The sequence below is a fragment of the Curtobacterium sp. PhB170 genome, from assembly GCF_003752345.1.
In the GTDB taxonomy this organism is placed as follows: domain Bacteria; phylum Actinomycetota; class Actinomycetes; order Actinomycetales; family Microbacteriaceae; genus Curtobacterium.
In genome coordinates this window covers 161,689-180,031 of the sequence record NZ_RJUM01000013.1, presented here as the reverse complement: position 1 = coordinate 180,031, position 18,343 = coordinate 161,689, and the positions used below count along the sequence as shown (strand labels likewise).

19 protein-coding genes are annotated in these 18,343 nt (G+C 70.5%); 12 read left to right on the top strand and 7 right to left on the bottom strand.

Annotated features, from left to right (window positions below; genetic code table 11):
* The first annotated feature begins 15 nt into the window (after positions 1-15).
* From EDF40_RS16495 to EDF40_RS16485, 3 genes are all read left to right on the top strand, one after another.
* Positions 16-297: a hypothetical protein gene (locus EDF40_RS16495; protein ID WP_123936868.1), complete on the top strand. Its 282-nt coding sequence runs from the start codon at positions 16-18 to the stop codon at positions 295-297.
* A 137-nt stretch (positions 298-434) separates the two neighbouring features.
* The gene (locus tag EDF40_RS16490; RefSeq protein ID WP_123293291.1) at positions 435-1,037 is read left to right on the top strand and encodes an FABP family protein; all 603 of its coding nucleotides are present in this window, start codon (positions 435-437) and stop codon (positions 1,035-1,037) included.
* Positions 1,037-2,131, top strand: coding sequence for a folate-binding protein YgfZ (locus EDF40_RS16485; protein ID WP_123340905.1), 1,095 nt, complete (start codon positions 1,037-1,039; stop codon positions 2,129-2,131). The genes EDF40_RS16490 and EDF40_RS16485 overlap by 1 nt, the downstream gene beginning before the upstream one ends.
* Before the next feature lie 99 nt (positions 2,132-2,230).
* Here the strand turns inward: EDF40_RS16485 and EDF40_RS16480 are convergent, their stop codons facing one another.
* A complete protein-coding gene (locus EDF40_RS16480) occupies positions 2,231-3,007 on the bottom strand; it encodes a class I SAM-dependent methyltransferase (RefSeq protein WP_123340904.1) in 777 nt (258 codons plus the stop codon).
* A gap of 45 nt (positions 3,008-3,052) precedes the next feature.
* Here EDF40_RS16480 and EDF40_RS16475 point away from each other — a divergent pair, with 45 nt between their 5' ends.
* The gene (locus EDF40_RS16475) at positions 3,053-3,799 is read left to right on the top strand and encodes a phosphoglyceromutase (protein WP_123340903.1); all 747 of its coding nucleotides are present in this window, start codon (positions 3,053-3,055) and stop codon (positions 3,797-3,799) included.
* Between the two features lie 192 nt (positions 3,800-3,991).
* Here the strand turns inward: EDF40_RS16475 and EDF40_RS16470 are convergent, their stop codons facing one another.
* A complete protein-coding gene (locus EDF40_RS16470) occupies positions 3,992-4,531 on the bottom strand; it encodes an AAA family ATPase (protein WP_123340902.1) in 540 nt (179 codons plus the stop codon).
* A gap of 45 nt (positions 4,532-4,576) precedes the next feature.
* Positions 4,577-5,245: a phosphate signaling complex protein PhoU gene (gene phoU, locus EDF40_RS16465; RefSeq protein WP_123293296.1), complete on the bottom strand. Its 669-nt coding sequence runs from the start codon at positions 5,243-5,245 to the stop codon at positions 4,577-4,579.
* 146 nt (positions 5,246-5,391) lie between these two features.
* Between phoU and EDF40_RS16460 the strand changes: the two genes are divergently transcribed.
* Both EDF40_RS16460 and EDF40_RS16455 read left to right on the top strand, forming a co-directional pair.
* Entirely contained in the window at positions 5,392-6,558 is a 1,167-nt protein-coding gene (locus EDF40_RS16460) for a cell wall metabolism sensor histidine kinase WalK (protein ID WP_111085243.1), read from the top strand.
* On the top strand, positions 6,555-7,235 hold the full coding sequence (locus EDF40_RS16455) for a response regulator transcription factor (RefSeq protein ID WP_123340901.1): 681 nt from the start codon (positions 6,555-6,557) through the stop codon (positions 7,233-7,235). The genes EDF40_RS16460 and EDF40_RS16455 overlap by 4 nt, the downstream gene beginning before the upstream one ends.
* Positions 7,236-7,342: 107 nt before the next feature.
* Here the strand turns inward: EDF40_RS16455 and EDF40_RS16450 are convergent, their stop codons facing one another.
* Positions 7,343-7,861: a DNA modification methylase gene (locus EDF40_RS16450; RefSeq protein ID WP_123293297.1), complete on the bottom strand. Its 519-nt coding sequence runs from the start codon at positions 7,859-7,861 to the stop codon at positions 7,343-7,345.
* Positions 7,862-8,016: 155 nt separating this feature from the next.
* Here EDF40_RS16450 and EDF40_RS16445 point away from each other — a divergent pair, with 155 nt between their 5' ends.
* The 4 genes from EDF40_RS16445 to rlmB are packed head-to-tail and all read left to right on the top strand — an operon-like array spanning position 8,017 to position 12,198.
* Entirely contained in the window at positions 8,017-8,499 is a 483-nt protein-coding gene (locus EDF40_RS16445) for a CarD family transcriptional regulator (protein WP_017888066.1), read from the top strand.
* A 41-nt stretch (positions 8,500-8,540) separates the two neighbouring features.
* A complete protein-coding gene (gene ispD / locus EDF40_RS16440; protein WP_123340900.1) occupies positions 8,541-9,731 on the top strand; it encodes a 2-C-methyl-D-erythritol 4-phosphate cytidylyltransferase in 1,191 nt (396 codons plus the stop codon).
* Positions 9,732-9,749: 18 nt separating this feature from the next.
* Positions 9,750-11,159, top strand: a complete 1,410-nt coding sequence (gene cysS, locus EDF40_RS16435) for a cysteine--tRNA ligase (RefSeq protein WP_123340899.1) — start codon at positions 9,750-9,752, stop codon at positions 11,157-11,159.
* A gap of 28 nt (positions 11,160-11,187) precedes the next feature.
* Positions 11,188-12,198, top strand: coding sequence for a 23S rRNA (guanosine(2251)-2'-O)-methyltransferase RlmB (gene rlmB, locus EDF40_RS16430; RefSeq protein WP_111085235.1), 1,011 nt, complete (start codon positions 11,188-11,190; stop codon positions 12,196-12,198).
* A 263-nt stretch (positions 12,199-12,461) separates the two neighbouring features.
* Here rlmB and EDF40_RS16425 read toward each other — a convergent pair whose 3' ends face one another.
* Together EDF40_RS16425 and EDF40_RS16420 are read right to left on the bottom strand one after the other, a co-directional pair.
* Complete coding sequence (locus EDF40_RS16425; protein ID WP_123340898.1) at positions 12,462-13,772, bottom strand: DUF4032 domain-containing protein; 1,311 nt, start codon at positions 13,770-13,772, stop codon at positions 12,462-12,464.
* An 88-nt stretch (positions 13,773-13,860) separates the two neighbouring features.
* Positions 13,861-14,961, bottom strand: coding sequence for an ABC transporter ATP-binding protein (locus EDF40_RS16420; RefSeq protein ID WP_123293301.1), 1,101 nt, complete (start codon positions 14,959-14,961; stop codon positions 13,861-13,863).
* 264 nt (positions 14,962-15,225) lie between these two features.
* Between EDF40_RS16420 and EDF40_RS16415 the strand changes: the two genes are divergently transcribed.
* Positions 15,226-16,176, top strand: coding sequence for a thioredoxin domain-containing protein (locus EDF40_RS16415; protein ID WP_123340897.1), 951 nt, complete (start codon positions 15,226-15,228; stop codon positions 16,174-16,176).
* Positions 16,177-16,179: 3 nt separating this feature from the next.
* Here the strand turns inward: EDF40_RS16415 and EDF40_RS16410 are convergent, their stop codons facing one another.
* Complete coding sequence (locus EDF40_RS16410) at positions 16,180-17,073, bottom strand: neutral zinc metallopeptidase (RefSeq protein WP_123340896.1); 894 nt, start codon at positions 17,071-17,073, stop codon at positions 16,180-16,182.
* A gap of 112 nt (positions 17,074-17,185) precedes the next feature.
* Between EDF40_RS16410 and EDF40_RS16405 the strand changes: the two genes are divergently transcribed.
* Positions 17,186-18,328 carry a glycerol dehydrogenase gene (locus tag EDF40_RS16405; RefSeq protein WP_123340895.1) on the top strand — a complete coding sequence of 381 codons (1,143 nt, stop codon included), beginning with the start codon at positions 17,186-17,188 and terminating at the stop codon, positions 18,326-18,328.
* The last annotated feature ends 15 nt before the right edge of the window (positions 18,329-18,343 follow it).

Sequence of the window (18,343 nt, the reverse complement as noted above, 5' to 3'; positions counted from 1 at the left end):
GTCATGATGGAACGCGTGACCCAGCCAGTGCAGCCCACCGACCAGCGGCGCCTCAAGCTGACGTCCGTCCTGCCGGTCTGGATCCTGGCCGTCGTCGGGGCGGTGCTCGTCCTGACACTCGCCGAGCGCGACGCCTTCGCCTGGCTGCTGCTCGTGTTCGTCGCCTGCGTGATGGTGAGCTTCGTGCTCCAGCTCATCACCGCGACGAAGGACGGACTGGTCGAGCGGATCAGCATCGCCTCGTCCGGTGCCTTCGTCGTGGTGCTCGTCACCGCGGTGGTGCTCCTGGCGCGTTGAGCCGAGCCGCGTAGACTCCGGGGCATGGATTCGCTGCTTGCGCTCGAGCTGTTCTACGTGGGCCTCCTCGGTCTGGCGTCGCTCGCGATCGCGTTCATCTCGGTCGTCGTCGTCGTGAAGCTGTTCAAGGGTCAGCGTTGATCGAGCTCCCCGAGGGCCTGGCGCCCGAACTGGTCCCGTTGTCGTGGCTCGTCGGCGTCTGGGAGGGCACCGGCGTCGTGGAGTACCCCGTCGGTGACGAAGAGGCGCCCCGCACCTACGAGTTCGGCCAGCGCGTGAGCTTCAGCCACGACGGACTGCCGTACCTCAACTACTCGTCCACCACGTGGCTGCTCGACGACGACCACACCCCGCTCGCCGCCGAGATGGGCTACTGGCGGATCGACCGTCCGACCGAACCCGGTGACCGCGGCCCCGCGATGCTCCTGGGCGAGGGGCCGACCCCGTTCACCACCGTCGAGAGCGTCGAGGCGCTGCGCAACACCACCGACGGCTTCGACGTCGAAGCCGCGATCGTGCACCCGACGGGCGTCAACGAGCTCTACGTCGGCCGTGTCCTCAAGGGTCGGATCGACCTGGCCACCGACGCCGTGATGCGCTCGCCGAACGCGAAGGACTACTCCGCCGCGACCCGCCTGTACGGCCTGGTCGAGGGCAAGTTGTTCTGGGCGTGGGACATCGCCGCGCTCGGCCGCGAACTCACCTCGCACGCCTCGGGGCAGCTCGCGAAGGTCGACTGATGTCGGCGTTCGCGGTGCGCGACGGGTTCGTCGCGGCATCTGACGCGCCCGGCGCGCCCGCAGCTCACTTCGGCAACCCCCTGGGTGAGCAGCGGCTGCTGGCCCGTGGCCGCGCGGTCGTCGAGCTCGGTCTCGGTGTCGTCACCGTCTCCGGCCCGGACCGCCTGTCCTGGCTCAACTCGATCACCTCGCAGCAGCTGACCGGCCTGCCGACCGGCGTCAGCACCGAGACCCTCGTCCTCGACCAGTCCGGCCGCGTCGAGCACGCCGCCCGCGTGGTCGACGACGGTGCGATCGCGTGGCTCCTCACCGAGCCGCAGGACGCCGCACCGCTCGCCGCCTGGCTCGACTCGATGCGCTTCATGCTCCGGGTCGAGGTCGCCGACCGTTCGGCCGACTTCGCGACCCTCGGCTGGTTCGGCGAGGCCGCCCCGTTCGCGTCGACCGTCCTGCCGGACCCGCCCGTCGTCGAGTGGGTCGACCCGTGGGCGGCCGTCACGCTCGGTGGGTGGAGCTACGCCGACCAGGAGGCCCACCCCGGCTCCGACTGGACCCTCCGCATCGCCGTGGTCACGCCCGGCACCTCGGCCGCGATCGCTGCGTCGGACGAACCCGTCGCGGGGCTGCTCGCGTACGAGGCGCTGCGGATCGCCGCCTGGCGTCCGACGCTGTCCGACGCCGACGAGCGCACCATCCCGCACGAGCTCGACTGGCTCCGCTCCGCCGTGCACCTGACGAAGGGCTGCTACCGCGGGCAGGAGACCGTCGCGAAGGTGCACAACCTCGGGCACCCGCCGCGTCGGATCGTGCAGCTGCACCTCGACGGCTCCGACGCCGTGCTGCCGGCCCCGGGGACTCCCGTGATGCTCGGCGACAAGGAAGTCGGGCGACTGTCGGCCTCGGCGGTCCACCACGAGCTCGGCCCGATCGGACTGGCCGTGGTCAAGCGCTCGCTGGACCCCACCGCGACGCTGACCCTCACCGCCGACGACGTCGTGGTGACGGCGGCGCAGGAGACCATCGTCCCGCCGGAGGCCGGCGCCACGGCGAACGTCCCGCGACTGCCCCGGCTCGGAGCTGTCAAGCGGTCCTAGGCTCCGTCCGGGGTCGATGCTGGCGCGAGACTCGGCCTGAGCGACACATCTCGGGCCCCGGAGCGCGAGATCAGTCGCTGAGCGCGAGACTCGCCCCCCTCAGGTGGCGGGCTCGACCGCGGCCCACGGCACGCTGAGCTCGCCGAGCCGCCACCGGGTCGGCCCGTGCAGCACCGGCCACCCGCGGTCGCGCATGCCCCGGACCGTGGCGATCCACCGCTGCCGGGGGCCGTACGTTCCGAGCGGCGCCGCGACCGCCCACGACAGGTCGAGGTCGCGCAGGAACGCGTGCACCCGCTCACCCGGCACGTTCCGGTGGATGAGCGCCTTCGGCAGCCGTTCGGCGACGATCGACGGCACGTCGAGTCCGGCGAGCCGCAGCGACACCGTGAACGACACCGGCGCGTGCTCGTCGAGCGTCACCCAGGAAGCCACCCGCCCGACCTCGTTGCACGTCCCCTCGACCAGCGCGCCGCCGGGCTGCAACCGGTCCTGCATGATCCGCCACGACGCCACCACCGCGGACTCGTCGTACTGCCGCAGCACGTTGAACGCCCGGATCACGGCCGGTCGACGCTGCCCGGGGGTGGGGGTCTCGAAGCCCCCGAGCCGGAACGTCACACCGTCGCGGGTGCCCGCGTTCGCGAACGCCACGCGCGCCGGTTCGATCTCGATGCCGGTGACCTCGACGTCCGGACGCACCAGGGCCAGACGGTCGCGCAGCTCGAGCGTCGTCGTCGGCGAGGCCCCGTACCCGACGTCGGCGACCAGCGGGTCGTCGGCCTTGCGGAGCGCCGGCAGCGACGCGATCCACCGGTCGACACGGCGGAGCCGGTTGTACCCGGTCGTCCCGCGCGTCACGTTCCCGATGGGCATGACCTCAAGGGTACGGGCCCGCCGACGCTCGGTAGACTCGGCAGCATGACCTCCACGCTCGTCCTGCTCCGTCACGGAAACAGTGACTGGAACCAGAAGAACCTGTTCACCGGTTGGGTCGACGTCCGGCTCAGCGAGCTGGGCGAGAAGGAGGCGAAGCGCGCCGGCGACCTCATCGCCGAGTCGGGCATCGTCCCCGACGTCCTGTACACCTCGCTCCTCACCCGCGCGATCCAGACGGCCGACATCGCGCTGCTCCAGGCCGACCTGGCATGGCTGCCGGTCAAGCGCGACTGGCGCCTCAACGAACGCCACTACGGCGACCTGCAGGGCAAGGACAAGGCCCAGACGCTGGCCGAGTACGGCGAGCAGCAGTTCATGGAGTGGCGCCGGTCGTTCGACGTCCCGCCGCCCCCCATCGCCGACGGCGCCGAGTGGTCGCAGGCCGGTGACCGCCGCTACGCCGACCTCGGCGACCACCTGCCGCGCACCGAGTCGCTCAAGCTCGTGATCGACCGCCTGCTGCCCTACTGGGAGTCGGACATCACGAAGGACCTGGGCGAGGGCAAGACCGTGCTGGTCACCGCGCACGGCAACTCGCTCCGCGCGCTCGTCAAGCACCTCGACGACATCTCCGACGACGACATCGCCGGGCTGAACATCCCGACGGGCATCCCGCTGGTGTACGAGCTCGACGACGACTTCCGTCCGACGAAGCCGGCGTACTACCTCGACCCCGAGGCCGCTGCAGCCGGCGCTGCCGCCGTGGCCGCCCAGGGCGCCAAGAAGTAGCACCGCACACACGAACGCCCCGCCCGGTCTCCGGGCGGGGCGTTCTTCGTGTCGCAGGGGCGGGGGCTTCGCGAAAGCGACAGTGTGCCGCGAACGTTCCGCCGGGTTCTGTCGCTCTGCCGGGAGGAACGGATCACCGCACCGACGACGTGTCGCTTCGACGGGGCGGTCGGCTCCTCGAGCCTCGACTGGTCAGACGAAGTGCGACGCGATCTCCTGCACGAGGGCACCGACGTCGTAGGGCTTCGTCGTGTCGACGCGGACGACGGGGAGCAGCCCGGTCGGCCCCGCGGTGGGGCCGAGGGTGTCCCAGGTGTCGAGGATCGATGCCAGGTCGCCGTGGACCTCGTGCCGGATCGGAGCGTCCGGCTCGTAGCGGTCGCGCAGGCGTTCGTCGGCCGTGGCGCGGTCGACGTGGCACCAGACCTCGACGGCACGGGGCGAACCGGCCGTCAGGAGCCCGGCGGTGAGGAAGTCCCGGCTCTCCGGGGTGACCCAGACGGCGTCCAGGACGACCCCGTTCTCGACCGCGCCGGCCATCGCCCACACGGTGTCCATCGCGATGCCACCGAGCGGACGCGACGCGATCATCGGCCCGACGATGTCGGCGAGGGGCTCCTTGATCCGGTCCTTCGACAGGAACGGGCAACCGAGCACCTCGGCCAGCGCAGCTCCGATCGTGCTCTTGCCGGAACCGGGCATGCCGTTGACGATGATCGCGACCTGAGCCATGCGTCGATCCTCGCAGACCGCGCAGCCGCGGTCAGACCACGGCGGTCAGACCGCGGCGGTCGAACTCGAGGCGCCGGTCCAGTCGCCGGTCGCCAGGTACTCGACCTTCTTGGCGATCGACACCGCGTGGTCGGCGAAGCGCTCGTGGTAGCGGGAGGCCAGGGTGGCGTCGACGGTGTCGATGGGTCCGCCCTTCCACGCCTCGCCGAGCACGAAGTCGAACACGCTCGCGTGCAGTTCGTCGACGGCGTCGTCCTCGTCGCGGATCTCCGCGGCCAGGGCGATGTCCTCGGTCGCGAGCAGCCGCGTGAGCTTCTGCGACATCGCGACGTCGTGCTTGCCCATCTCCTTGAAGGTGCCGCGGAGGCCCTTCGGCACGACCTTCTCGGGGAAGCGCTGGCGGGCGAGCTGCGCGATGTGCTCGGCCATGTCGCCCATGCGCTCGAGCGAGGAGCTCACGCGCAGGGCGGTGACGACGACGCGCAGGTCGCGGGCGACCGGTGCCTGGCGGGCCAGGATGTCGATGGCGATCTCGTCGAGGCTGTTGGCGGCCTCGTCGATCTTCTGGTCGTCGGCGATCACCTCCTCGGCGAGGGCGACGTCGGAGTCGCTGAAGGCCTGGGTGGCCCGGGTGATGGCGGACTCGACGAGTCCTGCGATCTCGGTCAGTCGCTCCTGGACGTCCTGGAGTTCCTGCTGGAAGACTTCGCGCATGGGGGAGTACCTCTCTCTGCGTACCGGTCGAGTGTCGTCAGCCCAGGTGAACGAACGGTGACGTGGGGCTGAACGCTTCGCGATCCGGCCTTCCGGGACGGGTGAACGGTACCGGAACCCCGCATGACCATCCCTACACTGGCGGCATGGACAACGCGTGGCTCGTGCCACTGTCGATGCTCCTCGGCGGGGTCTTCGGCGCGGGCGTCGTGGTGCTGATCATCACCGCCGAGCGCACGGCTCGTGCAGCAGACGTGGCGGAACGCACCCTGCCGGACGGTGTCGCAGCGGTGATCGCGACGATGCACAACCCGGCGGTGGTCATCGACCCGTCGAACACGGTCGTGGCCGCATCGCCCCAGGCACTGACCGTCGGGCTCGTCGTGCGGCGCCGGCTCGTGCACCAGGAACTCCTCGACCTGGTCGACCGGGTGCGCAAGAGCGGCGAGATGGGAGCGGAGGACCTCGAGCTCCCACGCGGACGACACGGGGAGCTCATCGGCTACCTCAGCTTCCGGGCCGCGCAGCTCGGCAACCGGTACGTGCTCATCACGGCCGACGACCTGACCGAGAGCCGGCGCATCGACGAGGTCCGCCGTGACTTCGTCGCCAACATCTCGCACGAGCTGAAGACCCCGATCGGCGCCATCGGCCTGCTGTCCGAGACCCTCGTGATCGCGGCCGACGACCCGGAGCACGTCAAGAAGTTCGCGGCGCAGCTCATCACCGAGTCCGAGCGGCTCGGCGCCCTGACGAAGGACATCATCGAGCTGTCCCGGCTGCAGTCGGTCGACGCGTTGGAGAACAGCGAGGAGACGGGTGTCGACAAGATCGTGCAGGCCGCGGTCGACGCGAACGAGGTCGTCGCGCGCGCCCGCTCGATCGAGATCATCCGGGCGAAGAAGTCGAAGCTCCGGGTGATGGGCGACCCGGGCCTGCTGCAGGTCGCCGTCTCGAACCTCATCGCCAACGCGGTGAAGTACTCGCCCGACGGCACCCGCGTCGGCGTGGGCGTCCGGTCCGCGAAGGGCTTCGTCGAGATCGCGATCACCGACCAGGGCGTCGGCATCCCCGAGGCCGACCTGGACCGCGTGTTCGAGCGGTTCTACCGTGTCGACCCGGCACGGTCACGGGCCACCGGCGGCACCGGCCTGGGGCTCGCCATCGTCAAGCACGTCGTCGGCAACCACGGCGGCGACGTCCGTGTCTGGTCGCAGCCCGGCAAGGGCTCGACCTTCACCATCCGCCTGCCCGAGGCGGACACCGAACTGACCACCGCACTCGAAGAGCAACTGGAAGAGCAGCCATCGTGACCAAGATCCTCATCGTCGACGACGAGCCGGCCCTGAGCGAGCCCCTGGAGTTCCTGCTGCAGCGGGAGGGGTACGAGACCTCCGTCGCGGCCGACGGCGTGACCGCGCTGTCGAAGTTCGACTCGGAGAACCCGGACCTGGTGCTCCTCGACCTCATGCTGCCGGGGCTCTCCGGCACCGAGGTCTGCCGCCAGATCCGCACCCGGTCGAACGCGCCGATCATCATGCTGACGGCGAAGGACTCCGAGGTCGACATCGTCGTCGGGCTCGAGCTCGGCGCGGACGACTACGTGACGAAGCCGTACTCGACGCGCGAGCTGCTGGCCCGCATCCGTGCGGTCCTGCGCCGACGCACCGAGGACGACCCGACGGACAGCGGGATCCTGCAGGTCGGCGGCATCCGGATGGACGTCGAGCGGCACACGGTGTCGGTGGACGGGTCGGAGACGGCGATGCCGCTCAAGGAGTTCGAGCTGCTCGAGTTGCTGCTCCGGAACGCCGGCCGGGTGCTCACCCGTGGGCAGCTCATCGACCGGGTGTGGGGCTCCGACTACTTCGGCGACACCAAGACCCTCGACGTGCACATCAAGCGCATCCGCTCGAAGATCGAGCGCGTGCCGTCCACCCCGGAGATCCTGGTGACGGTCCGCGGTCTCGGGTACCGCATCGAGGCCTGAGACGCACGGACAGGAGGCCCGGTGCGAGTCCCAGGGACTCGCACCGGGCCTCCTGTCTGAAGCGGTGGCGCTGGCGCGTCTGACGCGGTGGCGCTTGCGCGGTGCGGCTACTCGCCGTCCGTCGGCGTGGCCGACGGGGTCTCGACCGGCAGCGTGATCTGGCCGGACGGCTCGGGGGTCGAGGTCGGCGCGAGGGTTGCGTACTCCTCTTGCGAGGTGGTCAGCACCGGCACGTTGGCCGAGACGCCCTCGGCGTCGGGGTAGGAGAAGTACACCTTGACGAGCGAACCGGGCTTCGCGTCCGCGCTGTCGAAGTCGAGGGTGTCGTGCTGCGAGTCGTTCGCCAGGTCGACGTGCGAGTTCGCCGGCACCAGCACGGTCTCGGTGTCGCCACCGATCTCGACCGACACGGTGATGCCGTCGGTGTCGGAGTTGTTCACCAGCGTGCCGATGAACCGCGCACCCTCGCCGTCGTCCGAGATGAGGATGGCGTTCCGCACGTCGACCTTGCCGGTCGAGACGTTGACGCCGTCGGTGATCTGCTTGATGTCGACGGTGTGCGCGGGCGACATGAACTCGCACCCGGTGGCGCCCAGCGCGATGGTTGCCGCAACGGCGACGGACACGAGTACCCGAGCTCGCAAGAGATTCCTCCGTAAGTCGATGAGGACCAGACGGTCCCGCTCCATCTTAGCGATCACCGGGAAGGCCCAGTGCTGAGGGTCCCCTTACCCGAACACCCCTTGTGGTAAACTGGAAGTCTGGGAACGGAGCCTGATACATGCAATTCGAGGTCGGCGAGACCGTCGTCTACCCCCACCACGGGGCGGCAACCATCTCTGAAGTCAAGACGCGCGTCATCAAGGGCGAGGAAAAGGTCTACCTGAAACTGCGGGTCACGCAGGGTGACCTGACGATCGAGGTACCGGCGGACAACGTCGACCTGGTCGGAGTCCGCGACGTGATCGGCAAGGAAGGGCTCGACAAGGTGTTCGAGGTCCTCCGGGCGCCGTTCACCGAAGAGCCCACCAACTGGTCGCGCCGGTACAAGGCGAACCTCGAGAAGCTCGCTTCCGGGGACGTCATCAAGGTCTCCGAGGTCGTGCGCGACCTCTGGCGACGCGATCAGGACCGCGGCCTGTCCGCGGGCGAGAAGCGGATGCTGGCCAAGGCGCGGCAGATCCTGATCTCCGAGTTGGCCCTGGCCGAGAAGACCGACGAGGACAAGGCATCGACCGTCCTCGACGAAGTCCTCGCGTCCTGAGCGCACTGCACACCACGACGACCGCACGGTTCCCCGAAGGGGTGGACCGGGCGGTCGTCGTCGTTGCAGCCGGGTCCGGAACCCGGCTCGGCATCGGCACCGCGAAGGCGTTCGTGCCCGTCGCGGGGCAGCTCATGCTCGCGCGGGCGCTCGAGCCGCTGTTCACGTTGTCGGCTCCGACGCTGGTCGTCGTGGTCGCGCCGTCGGCCCTGCTCGAGGACTGCCGTCAGGTGGTCGCCTCGGTCGCGGGTGCTGCGGTCGTGTACACGGCGGTCGTCGCCGGAGGCACGGATCGCCACGGCTCGGTCCAGGCCGGCCTGCGCGTGCTGCCGGACTCCGTCACCGCGGTGCTGGTGCACGACGCGGCGCGGTGCCTCACGCCGGCTGCGCAGTTCGACCGGGTGTTCGACGCGGTCGAGGGTTCGGTCGCGACCGGCACCGGTGACGGCGTCGTCCCCGCGCTGCCCGTCACCGACACGGTCAAGCGGGTGTCCGGCGACGCGGTCGTCGAGACCGTCGACCGGTCCGCGCTCGTCGGGGTCCAGACGCCGCAGGGCTTCCCGCTCGACGCACTCCGGCGGGCGTACGCGGTGTCGACGCAGCCCGAGACCGATGACGCGGGCGTGTTCCAGGCGGCCGGTGGAACGGTGCGTTTCGTCCCGGGCGACGCCGACGCCTTCAAGATCACGACGCCGTGGGACCTCGGACGAGCAGAGTCGATCGTCCGGTCACGCGCGACGGCCTCGGGAGTCCCGGATGCCTCGGCGGTCCGGCTCGGGCTCGGGGTCGACGTGCACGCGTTCGACGTCGAGTCGCCGTGCCGCGTCGGCCTGCTCGACTTCCCCGGCGAACCCGGCCTCTCCGGGCACAGCGACGGTGACGCCGTGGCACACGCGGTGTGCGACGCCCTGCTCGCCGCCGGTGGCCTCGGTGACATCGGCGGGACGTTCGGCACCGCGGACCCCGCCTACGCCGGTGCCGCCGGGGACGTCTTCATCCGCGGTGCCGTCGGGCTGCTCGCCGACGCCGGCCTCGTACCCGTGTCGGTCACCGTCCAGGTCATCGGGAACCGGCCGCGCATCGGGGCCCGTCGCGCCGAGATGCAGGACGCCCTGTCCGCCGTCGTCGGCGCCCCCGTCGCGGTGTCCGGCACCACGACCGACGGCCTCGGCTTCACCGGCCGGGGCGAGGGGCTCGCCGCGATCGCCACGGCAGTCACCCGACCGGCCTGACGTCCTAGGCTTGGGATCGTGACCGTTCGCCTCTACGACTCCCGCGCCGCAGCCGTCGTCGACCTCGTCCCCCTGGTCGACGGACAGGTCAGCGTCTACGTCTGCGGTCCGACGGTGCAGTCGTCGCCGCACATCGGACACCTGCGCTCGGCCCTGGTCTACGACATCTGGCGCCGCTGGCTGACGTACCGCGGTCTGCGCGTCACCCTCGTGCGGAACGTCACCGACATCGACGACAAGGTGCTCGACCTGGCCGCCGGCACCGACGAAGCGTGGTTCGCCCGCGCCTACCGCGTCGAGCTCGAGTTCACCGCCGCGTACAACGCCCTCGGCATCCTGCCCCCGACCTACGAGCCGCGGGCAACAGCGAGCGTGCCGCAGATGCACGACATCATCACGAAGCTCATCGACCGCGGTCACGCCTACGTCGCCGTCGACGACTCGGGCGACGTCTACTTCGACACCGGCAGCTGGGAGTCCTACGGGGCGCTCACCCGGCAGCGTCGCGAGGACATGGTCGAGGCCGCCGACGCCGACCCCCGTGGCAAGCGCGACGCCCGCGACTTCGCGCTCTGGAAGGGTGCGAAGCCCGGCGAGCCGTCGACCGCGTCGTGGGACTCCCCCTGGGGCCCCGGTCGTCCGGGCTGGCACATCGAGTGCTCCGCCATGTCACGGCGGTACCTCGGTCCGGCGTTCGACATCCACGGCGGCGGACTCGACCTGCGGTTCCCGCACCACGAGAACGAGCTCGCGCAGTCCACCGCAGCGGGCGACCCGTTCGCGTCGTACTGGTTGCACAACGGGCTCGTCACGGTCGAGGGCCAGAAGATGTCGAAGTCGCTCGGCAACTCGATCTTCGCCGCCGACTTCCTCGCCGCTGCCCGTCCCGCCGTGGTGCGGTACTTCCTCGGCGCCGCGCACTACCGCTCCTCGATCGACCACCACGACGGCTCGTTGGCCGAGGCCGAGGCCGCCTACGACCGCATCGACGGGTTCCTGCAGCGGGCCGAGGTGCGGCTCGAAGGCGTGCACCTCGCCGACGCCCCCGCCGTGCCGGACGCCTTCGCCGCCGCGATGGACGACGACCTCGCAGTGCCCCAGGCGCTGGCCGTCCTGCACGAGACCGTGCGCACCGGCAATGCCGCCCTGGATGCCGACGATGCGGAAACGCTCGGGGTCGCGTACCATCAGGTGGCCGCCATGGTAGAGGTCCTCGGCATCGACCCGCGAGCCGCCCACTGGTCGGGGGGCGGTCAGGACACCTCGGCAGGCCCGCTCGCCGCTCTCGTCGAACGCCTCGTGCAGGAGCGCGCGGACGCCAGGGCAGCACGGGACTTCGCTGCGGCCGACCGCGTGCGCGACGACCTCGCCGCCGCGGGCATCACGATCGAGGACACGCCGTCCGGAACACGCTGGAGCATCGCCTGAACACGGCAGTGCCGAACAGGAGCTACGCATGAAGAACGTCTCGGGAAGCAAGAAGGGTCGGCCCGGCGCCGTCCGCACCGGTCGCAAGGGCAACAAGCAGGTCGGTTCCGGTGGTCAGGGTGCCCAGGCGCTCGAGGGCCGCAAGCCGACCCCGAAGGCCGAGGACCGGCCGTACCACCCCGCCGGCAAGCGCAAGGCAGCGAAGGACCGCTTCGAGGCAGCCAAGGGCCGTCACGGTTCCTCGAGCACCCCGCAGGGCCGCACCGGTCGCCCGCCGGCCCGGAAGACCGATGACTCCGAGCTCGTGACCGGACGCAACTCCGTGCTCGAGGCGCTGCGCACGAAGACCCCGTCGACGACGCTCTACATCGCGTCGCGCATCGAGGTCGACGACCGCGTCAAGGAGATCCTGACGCTCGCGAACCACCGCAGCGTGCCGATCATCGAGCTCATGCGCCCCGAGCTCGACCGCATCACCGGCCACGACAGCGTGCACCAGGGCGTCGCGCTCAAGGTGCCCGCGTACGAGTACGCCGTGTCCGAGGACATCGTCGAGCAGGCCTTCTCGCGCGACCAGGTCCCGCTGCTCGTCGCGCTCGACGGCATCACCGACCCGCGCAACCTCGGTGCGATCATCCGATCGACCGCCGCGTTCGGCGGACACGGCGTCATCGTGCCGCAGCGTCGCTCGGTCGGCGTCACCGCGTCGGCGTGGAAGACCTCGGCCGGTGCCGCGGCCCGCACGCCCGTCGCGATGGCCCCGAACCTCACCCAGACGCTGAAGTCCCTCAAGTCGATGGGCCTGTTCGTCCTCGGTCTGGACGGCGACGGCGACGTGGAGCTCGACGGCCTCGCGCTCGCCGACCGCCCGATCGTGATCGTCGTCGGTTCCGAGGGCAAGGGCCTGTCGCGCCTGGTCACCGAGACGTGCGATGCGATCGTGTCGATCCCGATCTCGAGTGCGACCGAGTCGCTCAACGCCGGCATCGCCGCGAGCGTCACCCTGTGGGAGGTCGCCCGGCGCCGTCGCGCCGAGTAGCCGCACCGGCGTCCGCCCCGTCGCTGCGGGCCGTCGACGTCACTGCTTGGAGGCCCGGTGCCGGTCCGCGAGACCGGCACCGGGCCTCCTGTGCGTCCGTCAGGTTCCTCGACGCGCCGCGTGCGTCGTGCTGAGGTTCCACGACTCGCCGCGTGCGTTGTGCCGGGGTTCCGCACACGGCCGTCTTGCGTGTCGAGGTTCCGAGATTTCGGAACCTCGGCGGAACGGCGCGGGACGGAGGCGGGCGCGCGGGCGCGGGCGGGTCAGACGGTGCTGCGCCAGTCCTGGACGTCGGCGTCGTCGTCCGCGGGGTCCGCGTCGTCGACCACGGGGATCGGCAGCGTCATCGACGACGTCGGCGGGTTGATGAGCAGGCGCTCGTCGCGGCGGTGGCGCAGCACGTCGTTGATGTACGCCGTGGTGGCCTCGGGCAGCGAGACCGACCGCTCCTCTTCCTGTGACATGAACCAGCGGTGCTCGAGCAGCTCGTGGAAGACCTCGGCGGGCTCGAGGCGACCGCGCAGGTCACGGGGGATCGAGCGGACCACGGGCTCGAAGACCCGCGAGACCCACTCGTGCGCCACCATCTCCTCGTCGAGCTCGTCGCGGCCGTTGCGTGCCCGGTACGAGTCGAGGTCGTTGAGCAGGCGTCGGGCCTGGTTCTCGCCGGCGTCCAGGCCGGTCAGCCGCAGCAGGCGTCGCTGGTGGTGTCCGGCGTCGACGACCTTCGGCTGGATCCGCACCTGCGAACCGCCCTCGGTCGTGTGGATCGAGAGCTCCTCGATGTCGAAGCCGAGCTCGTTGAGCCGCTCGACGCGGTCGTTGATGCGCCAGCGTTCCTTGATGTCGAACTGCTCGGTGCCCGTGAGCTCGGTCCAGAGCGTCCGGTACTGCGCGACGATCCGGTTGGAGACGTCGACGGGGTCGGCGTTCTCGTCGAGCCGGCCGCCCGCCTCGAGGTCGAGGAGCTCGCCGGCGATGTTCACGCGCGCGACCTCGAGGTCGTTCTCGCGCTGCCCGTTCGACAGACCACCGGGGTAGAGCTTGCCGGTCTCGGCGTCGACCAGGTACGCGGCGAACGAGCCCGCGTCGCGACGGAAGAGCGTGTTCGAGAGCGACACGTCGCCCCAGTAGAAGCCGATGACGTGCAGCCGGACGAGCAGCAACGCGAGGGCGTCGACGAGACGGGTCGCGGTCTCCGGGCGCAGGGTCTGCGAGTACAGCGCGCGGTACGGCAGCGAGAAGCGCAGGTGCCGCGTCACGAGCACGGGGTGCAGCTGCTCGCCGTCCGCGTCGACCCGACCGGTGATGACGGCGACGGGGTCGACGCACGGCACGTCCATGCGCTGCAGCGTGCGGAGCATCTCGTACTCGGAGCGCGCGATCTCCTCGCCCGTCTCCTTCACGGCGGCGACGTACCCACTCAGGTGCACGAAGCGCACCAGGTGCCGTGAGATGCCCTTCGGCAGGGCCACGATGGTCTCGTCCGGCCAGTCCGCCAGCGGCAGGTCCCACGGCAGGTCGAGCAGGCCGGGGTCGACGGTTGCTGCGGTGATGGACATCGAGTCGGGCACGGTGGATCCTTCGGTGTCGTGGGGGACAGCCGAGAGCCCGCGACCCGCCCTTGTGAGGCGGCGCGGGCTCTCGGGGAGTGCGCTTCGGTTACGCGCTGACGACGGCCTTGTCGTCCAGGCGCTCGCCCGACTCGGTGTCGAAGGCGTGCACGTGGCCCGACTTCGGCGTCACCACGATGGTGTCACCGATCGACGGGTGCGAACGGCCGTCCACGCGGGCGACGATGTCGACGCGCGTGCCCTTGACGTCGGCGTGACCGTAGAGGTAGCCGTCGGCGCCGAGTTCCTCGACCACGTCGACCGTGACCGGCAGGCCTTCGCCCGACTGCGCCACGACGACGTCCTCGGGGCGGATGCCCACGGTGATCTGGGCGGAACGCGCGTTGGAGAGCGTGTCGCGGTCGATCGCGTGGTTGAGCGTGCCGAACTTGATGCCGCCCTCGACGACGTCGGCCGGCAGCAGGTTCATCGCCGGCGAGCCGATGAAGCCCGCGACGAAGACGTTGTTCGGCTTCTCGTACAGGTCGCGCGGCGTGCCGACCTGCTGCAGGATGCCGTCCTTGAGCACCGCGATGCGGTCACCCATGGTCAGTGCCTCGGTCTGGTCGTGCGTGACGTAGACCGTGGTGACACCGAGACGACGCTGGAGCGACGCGATCTGCGTACGGGTCTGGACGCGGAGCTTGGCGTCGAGGTTCGACAGCGGCTCGTCCATGAGGAACACCTGCGGCTGACGGACGATCGCACGGCCCATCGCGACGCGCTGACGCTGACCACCGGAGAGCGCCTTCGGCTTGCGGCCGAGGTAGTCCTCGAGGTCGAGGAGCTTGGCGGCCTCCTGCACGCGGGTGGCGCGCTCGTCCTTGCCGACACCGGCGATCTTGAGCGCGAAGCCCATGTTCTCGGCGACGGTCATGTGCGGGTACAGCGCGTAGTTCTGGAACACCATCGCGATGTCGCGGTCCTTCGGCGGGACGTCCGTGACGTCGCGGTCGCCGATGCGGATCTGACCGGAGTTGACCTCTTCGAGGCCGGCCAGCATGCGGAGCGAGGTGGACTTGCCACAACCCGAGGGGCCGACGAGGACGAGGAACTCGCCGTCGGCGACGTCCAGGTCGAGGGAGTCGACCGCGGGACGGTTGCCTCCGGGGTAGAGACGGGTTGCCTTGTCATAGGTGACGGACGCCATGAGCGTTCGGTCCTTTCTTCACCGGCAGGTACGTGCCGGACGATCCGAGTGAAGCGGTCAGCCCGCGAGGGCCCCGGATGGTCGTCGTCGACCATCGAGGTTCATACAACACGAGTTCTCGCGGGTGCGCCAGTGTTTTCCACCTGGCCGGTCGGTTCCCAGAGCGTGGTTGGGTGGTTCCCAGAGCGGCCCACTACAATCGCCGGGTCCGTCCGCCGAGCGGGGGTAGGTCGTGCGGACGCCGATCAGGAGGACGACGCACCGATGACCAACCGCCCCGAGGGTGACGCCCGCGCCGCGCGGAACGAGCGCCGCGAAGCCGCCCGACAGCGAGCGCAGCGCCACAGGACACAGCAGAAGCGCCGCCAGCGCGGAACCCGGCTCGGACTCCAGATCGGACTCGGTGTCGTCCTGCTCGCAGCGGCCGCCGTCGTCACGCTCGTCCTGGTCGACTCCGTGAAGCCAGCAGGCCCCGGACCCTCGACGATGTCGCAGGGCGGCATCACCCTCGGCGAGGGGCTCAAGCCCGTGACCGCGTCGAGCAGTGCATCGCCGAGCGCCTCGACCACGGCCGGCGCGGGCACGGTGCGCATCACGCTGTACGTCGACTACCTCTGCCCGACCTGCGGCGAGTTCGAGCAGGCCAACGGCGACTACATCGAGAGCCTCGTCGACTCCGGGGCCGCCACCGTCGACATCCACCCCGTCGCGATCCTGTCGAACCGCTCGCAGGGCACGAAGTACTCGCTCCGCGCGGCGAACGCTGCGGCCTGCGTCGCCGAGCACTCGCCGGACCAGTTCTCCGCGGTCAACAAGGCGCTCTTCGCCGAGCAGCCGGAAGAAGGAACACCCGGGCTCACCGACGCGCAGCTCACCACGGTCGTCACCGGGGTCTCCGGCCTGCAGGACCGCCGGGCCGTCACGAGCTGCATCGCCGACCAGGACTACAGCAAGTGGGTCGACGAGCAGACGACCGCGGTGTCCGGCGGGGACATCCCCGGGTCGACACTGAGCGACTTCCCGGGCACGCCACTGGTGCTCGTCAACGGGCAGCGGTACGAGCTCACGTCGCCGATCACGAACGACGACTTCCGCACCTTCGTGGTCACCGCGGCCGGTGCCACCGAGGCGACGCCCACCCCGACCCCCACGCCGAGCGCGACGCCGTCCCGCACGCGGAGCGCGACACCGACGCCCACGCCGACGAAGGGCTGATCGCTACAGCGACGAACCGGGGACGCTGAACGTGTCGCAGCTCGTCGCGCCCTGCTGGTAGCCGCGGACGAACCACTTCTGCCGCTGCTCGCTCGACCCGTGCGTGAAGGAGTCCGGGTCGACCCGGCCGCTCGAGCGCTCCTGGATGCTGTCGTCGCCCACGGCGCTCGCGGCGGACAGGGCATCGGCGATCTCGGACCGACTGATGGGCTCGAAGAAGGTCTCGCCGCTCTCGTCCTCGGTGTTCGCCGCGTCGCCGACCCAGGCGCCGGCGTAGCAGTCGGCCTGCAGCTCGACGCGGACACTGCCGGACGACGCCCCGGTGCCCGAACGGTCCGTGCTCGCGAAGGCACCCTGCAGCTGCTGGATGTGGTGGCCCCACTCGTGCGCGACGACGTACATCTGCGCGAGCGGCCCGCCCGACGACCCGTACTTCGACTGCAGGTCGTCGTAGAACGCGGTGTCGAGGTAGATCGCGCGGTCCGGCGGGCAGTAGAAGGGCCCGGTAGCAGCGGACGCCTGACCGCACGACGTGTCGGTCGAGCCGTCGAACAGGAAGAAGTCCGGCGCCGTGTACGAGATCCCGAGCTTCCGGGCCTCGGCCGTCCAGTAGCCGTCGAGCGACTCCGCGGCGCCCTCCATCCGGCACTCGACCTTGAGGTTGGCGTCTCGCCCGGTGCGGCACTCCGGCGCGGCGTCCACGGTCTCGCCCTGCTGCTGGATCTGCGTCGTGCCGCTGCCGCCGTCGACGAACCCGCTGAGGTCGAAGCCCGTGAACTGCGCGATCAGGAAGACGACGATCGCCGTGACGCCGACTGCACCGCCGCCGACCGCGGCCGTCCGACCCCGGCGCTTCACCCTGCCGCCCTTGAGCTGCGAATCGTCGTTGAACGTCATGCCCCCGAATGTACGGCCCACGGGACTCGCACGCCGCACGCATGCCCCGCGCGTACCGTCTGGGACGTCGGCGACCCCGACATGTGTCGTACAACCGGAAGGAACCGCAACCATGGCCACTCCCATCAGCACCGTGATGAGCCCCGCCCGCTACGTGCAGGGCAAGGACGCGATCACCCGCGTCGGCGAGTTCGTCGCCCCCATCGGCAAGCGCCCCCTGATCGTCGCCGACGACGTCGTGTGGGGCATCGTCGAGGCCGCGGTGACGACGAGCTTCCAGGCGGCCGACCTGCGGGTCGAGCGGGTCGGCTTCGGTCGCTTCGCCACTCCGAAGGCGGTCGACGACCTCGTCGAGCAGATCCGGTCGACCGACGCGGACGTCGTCGTCGGGCTCGGTGGCGGTTCAGCGATCGACGCGGCCAAGGCCTCCGGACACCTGGCCGGCATCCGCTGGGCGAGTGTCCCGACGGCGGCGAGCACCGACGCCCCGACCTCGGCGCTCGCGGTGATCTACTCCGAGGAAGGGGAGTTCATCGAGTACCGGTTCTTCCCGCACAACCCCGACCTCGTGCTCATCGACACGAAGCTCGTCGCGAACGCTCCCGTCCAGTTCCTGGTCGCGGGCATCGGCGACGCCCTGGCCACCTGGGTCGAGGCCCGTGCCGCCAAGCGTGCGAACGCCGACACCATGGCCGGCGGGCTGCAGACCGAGACCGGCGTCGCGCTCGCCGAGCTGTCCTGGAAGCTGCTGCACGAGAACGCCCTGCAGGCCATCGAGGCGGTGAAGGCCAAGGTCGTGACGCCCGCCCTCGAGAAGGTCGTCGAGGCGAACACCCTGCTGTCGGGCCTCGGGTTCGAGTCCGGCGGACTGGCGGCAGCGCACGCGATCCACAACGGACTGACCGCTGCTCCGCAGGCGCACGGCCTGGCGCACGGGCAGAAGGTCAACATCGGCACGATCGCGCAGCTCGTGCTCGAGGGCGCACCGGCCGAGGAGATCGAGGACTTCGTCGTCTTCACCACGAAGGTCGGCCTGCCGAACACCCTGACCGAGATCGGCCTGACCGTCGACGACACGACGGAACTCCGCGCCGTGGCCGAGGCCGCGACCGTCGAGGGCGAGACCATCCACAACATGCCGTTCCCGGTCACGCCGGAGCTCGTGGTGGACGCGCTCATCGCCGTCGAGGGCATCGCGCGGAGCATCCGCGCCGAGCACGGCCTGCCGGAGCCGGTTCTGTACCAGCACCACTGAGGGACCCTGCGCTGC

Excerpts from the sequence above, each read along its gene's own strand:
- EDF40_RS16480 (WP_123340904.1), bottom strand. The coding sequence starts at position 3,007 with ATGCCCATCGGGAACGTGACGCGCGGGACGACCGGGTACAACCGGCTC.
- phoU (WP_123293296.1), bottom strand. The coding sequence starts at position 5,245 with ATGCGCGAAGTCTTCCAGCAGGAACTCCAGGACGTCCAGGAGCGACTG.
- EDF40_RS16420 (WP_123293301.1), bottom strand. The coding sequence starts at position 14,961 with ATGGCGTCCGTCACCTATGACAAGGCAACCCGTCTCTACCCCGGAGGC.
- EDF40_RS16475 (WP_123340903.1), top strand. The coding sequence starts at position 3,053 with ATGACCTCCACGCTCGTCCTGCTCCGTCACGGAAACAGTGACTGGAAC.
- EDF40_RS16415 (WP_123340897.1), top strand. The coding sequence starts at position 15,226 with ATGACCAACCGCCCCGAGGGTGACGCCCGCGCCGCGCGGAACGAGCGC.
- EDF40_RS16410 (WP_123340896.1), bottom strand. The coding sequence starts at position 17,073 with ATGACGTTCAACGACGATTCGCAGCTCAAGGGCGGCAGGGTGAAGCGC.
- EDF40_RS16470 (WP_123340902.1), bottom strand. The coding sequence starts at position 4,531 with ATGGCTCAGGTCGCGATCATCGTCAACGGCATGCCCGGTTCCGGCAAG.
- EDF40_RS16445 (WP_017888066.1), top strand. The coding sequence starts at position 8,017 with ATGCAATTCGAGGTCGGCGAGACCGTCGTCTACCCCCACCACGGGGCG.
- EDF40_RS16485 (WP_123340905.1), top strand. The coding sequence starts at position 1,037 with ATGTCGGCGTTCGCGGTGCGCGACGGGTTCGTCGCGGCATCTGACGCG.
- EDF40_RS16460 (WP_111085243.1), top strand. The coding sequence starts at position 5,392 with ATGGACAACGCGTGGCTCGTGCCACTGTCGATGCTCCTCGGCGGGGTC.
- rlmB (WP_111085235.1), top strand. The coding sequence starts at position 11,188 with ATGAAGAACGTCTCGGGAAGCAAGAAGGGTCGGCCCGGCGCCGTCCGC.
- EDF40_RS16405 (WP_123340895.1), top strand. The coding sequence starts at position 17,186 with ATGGCCACTCCCATCAGCACCGTGATGAGCCCCGCCCGCTACGTGCAG.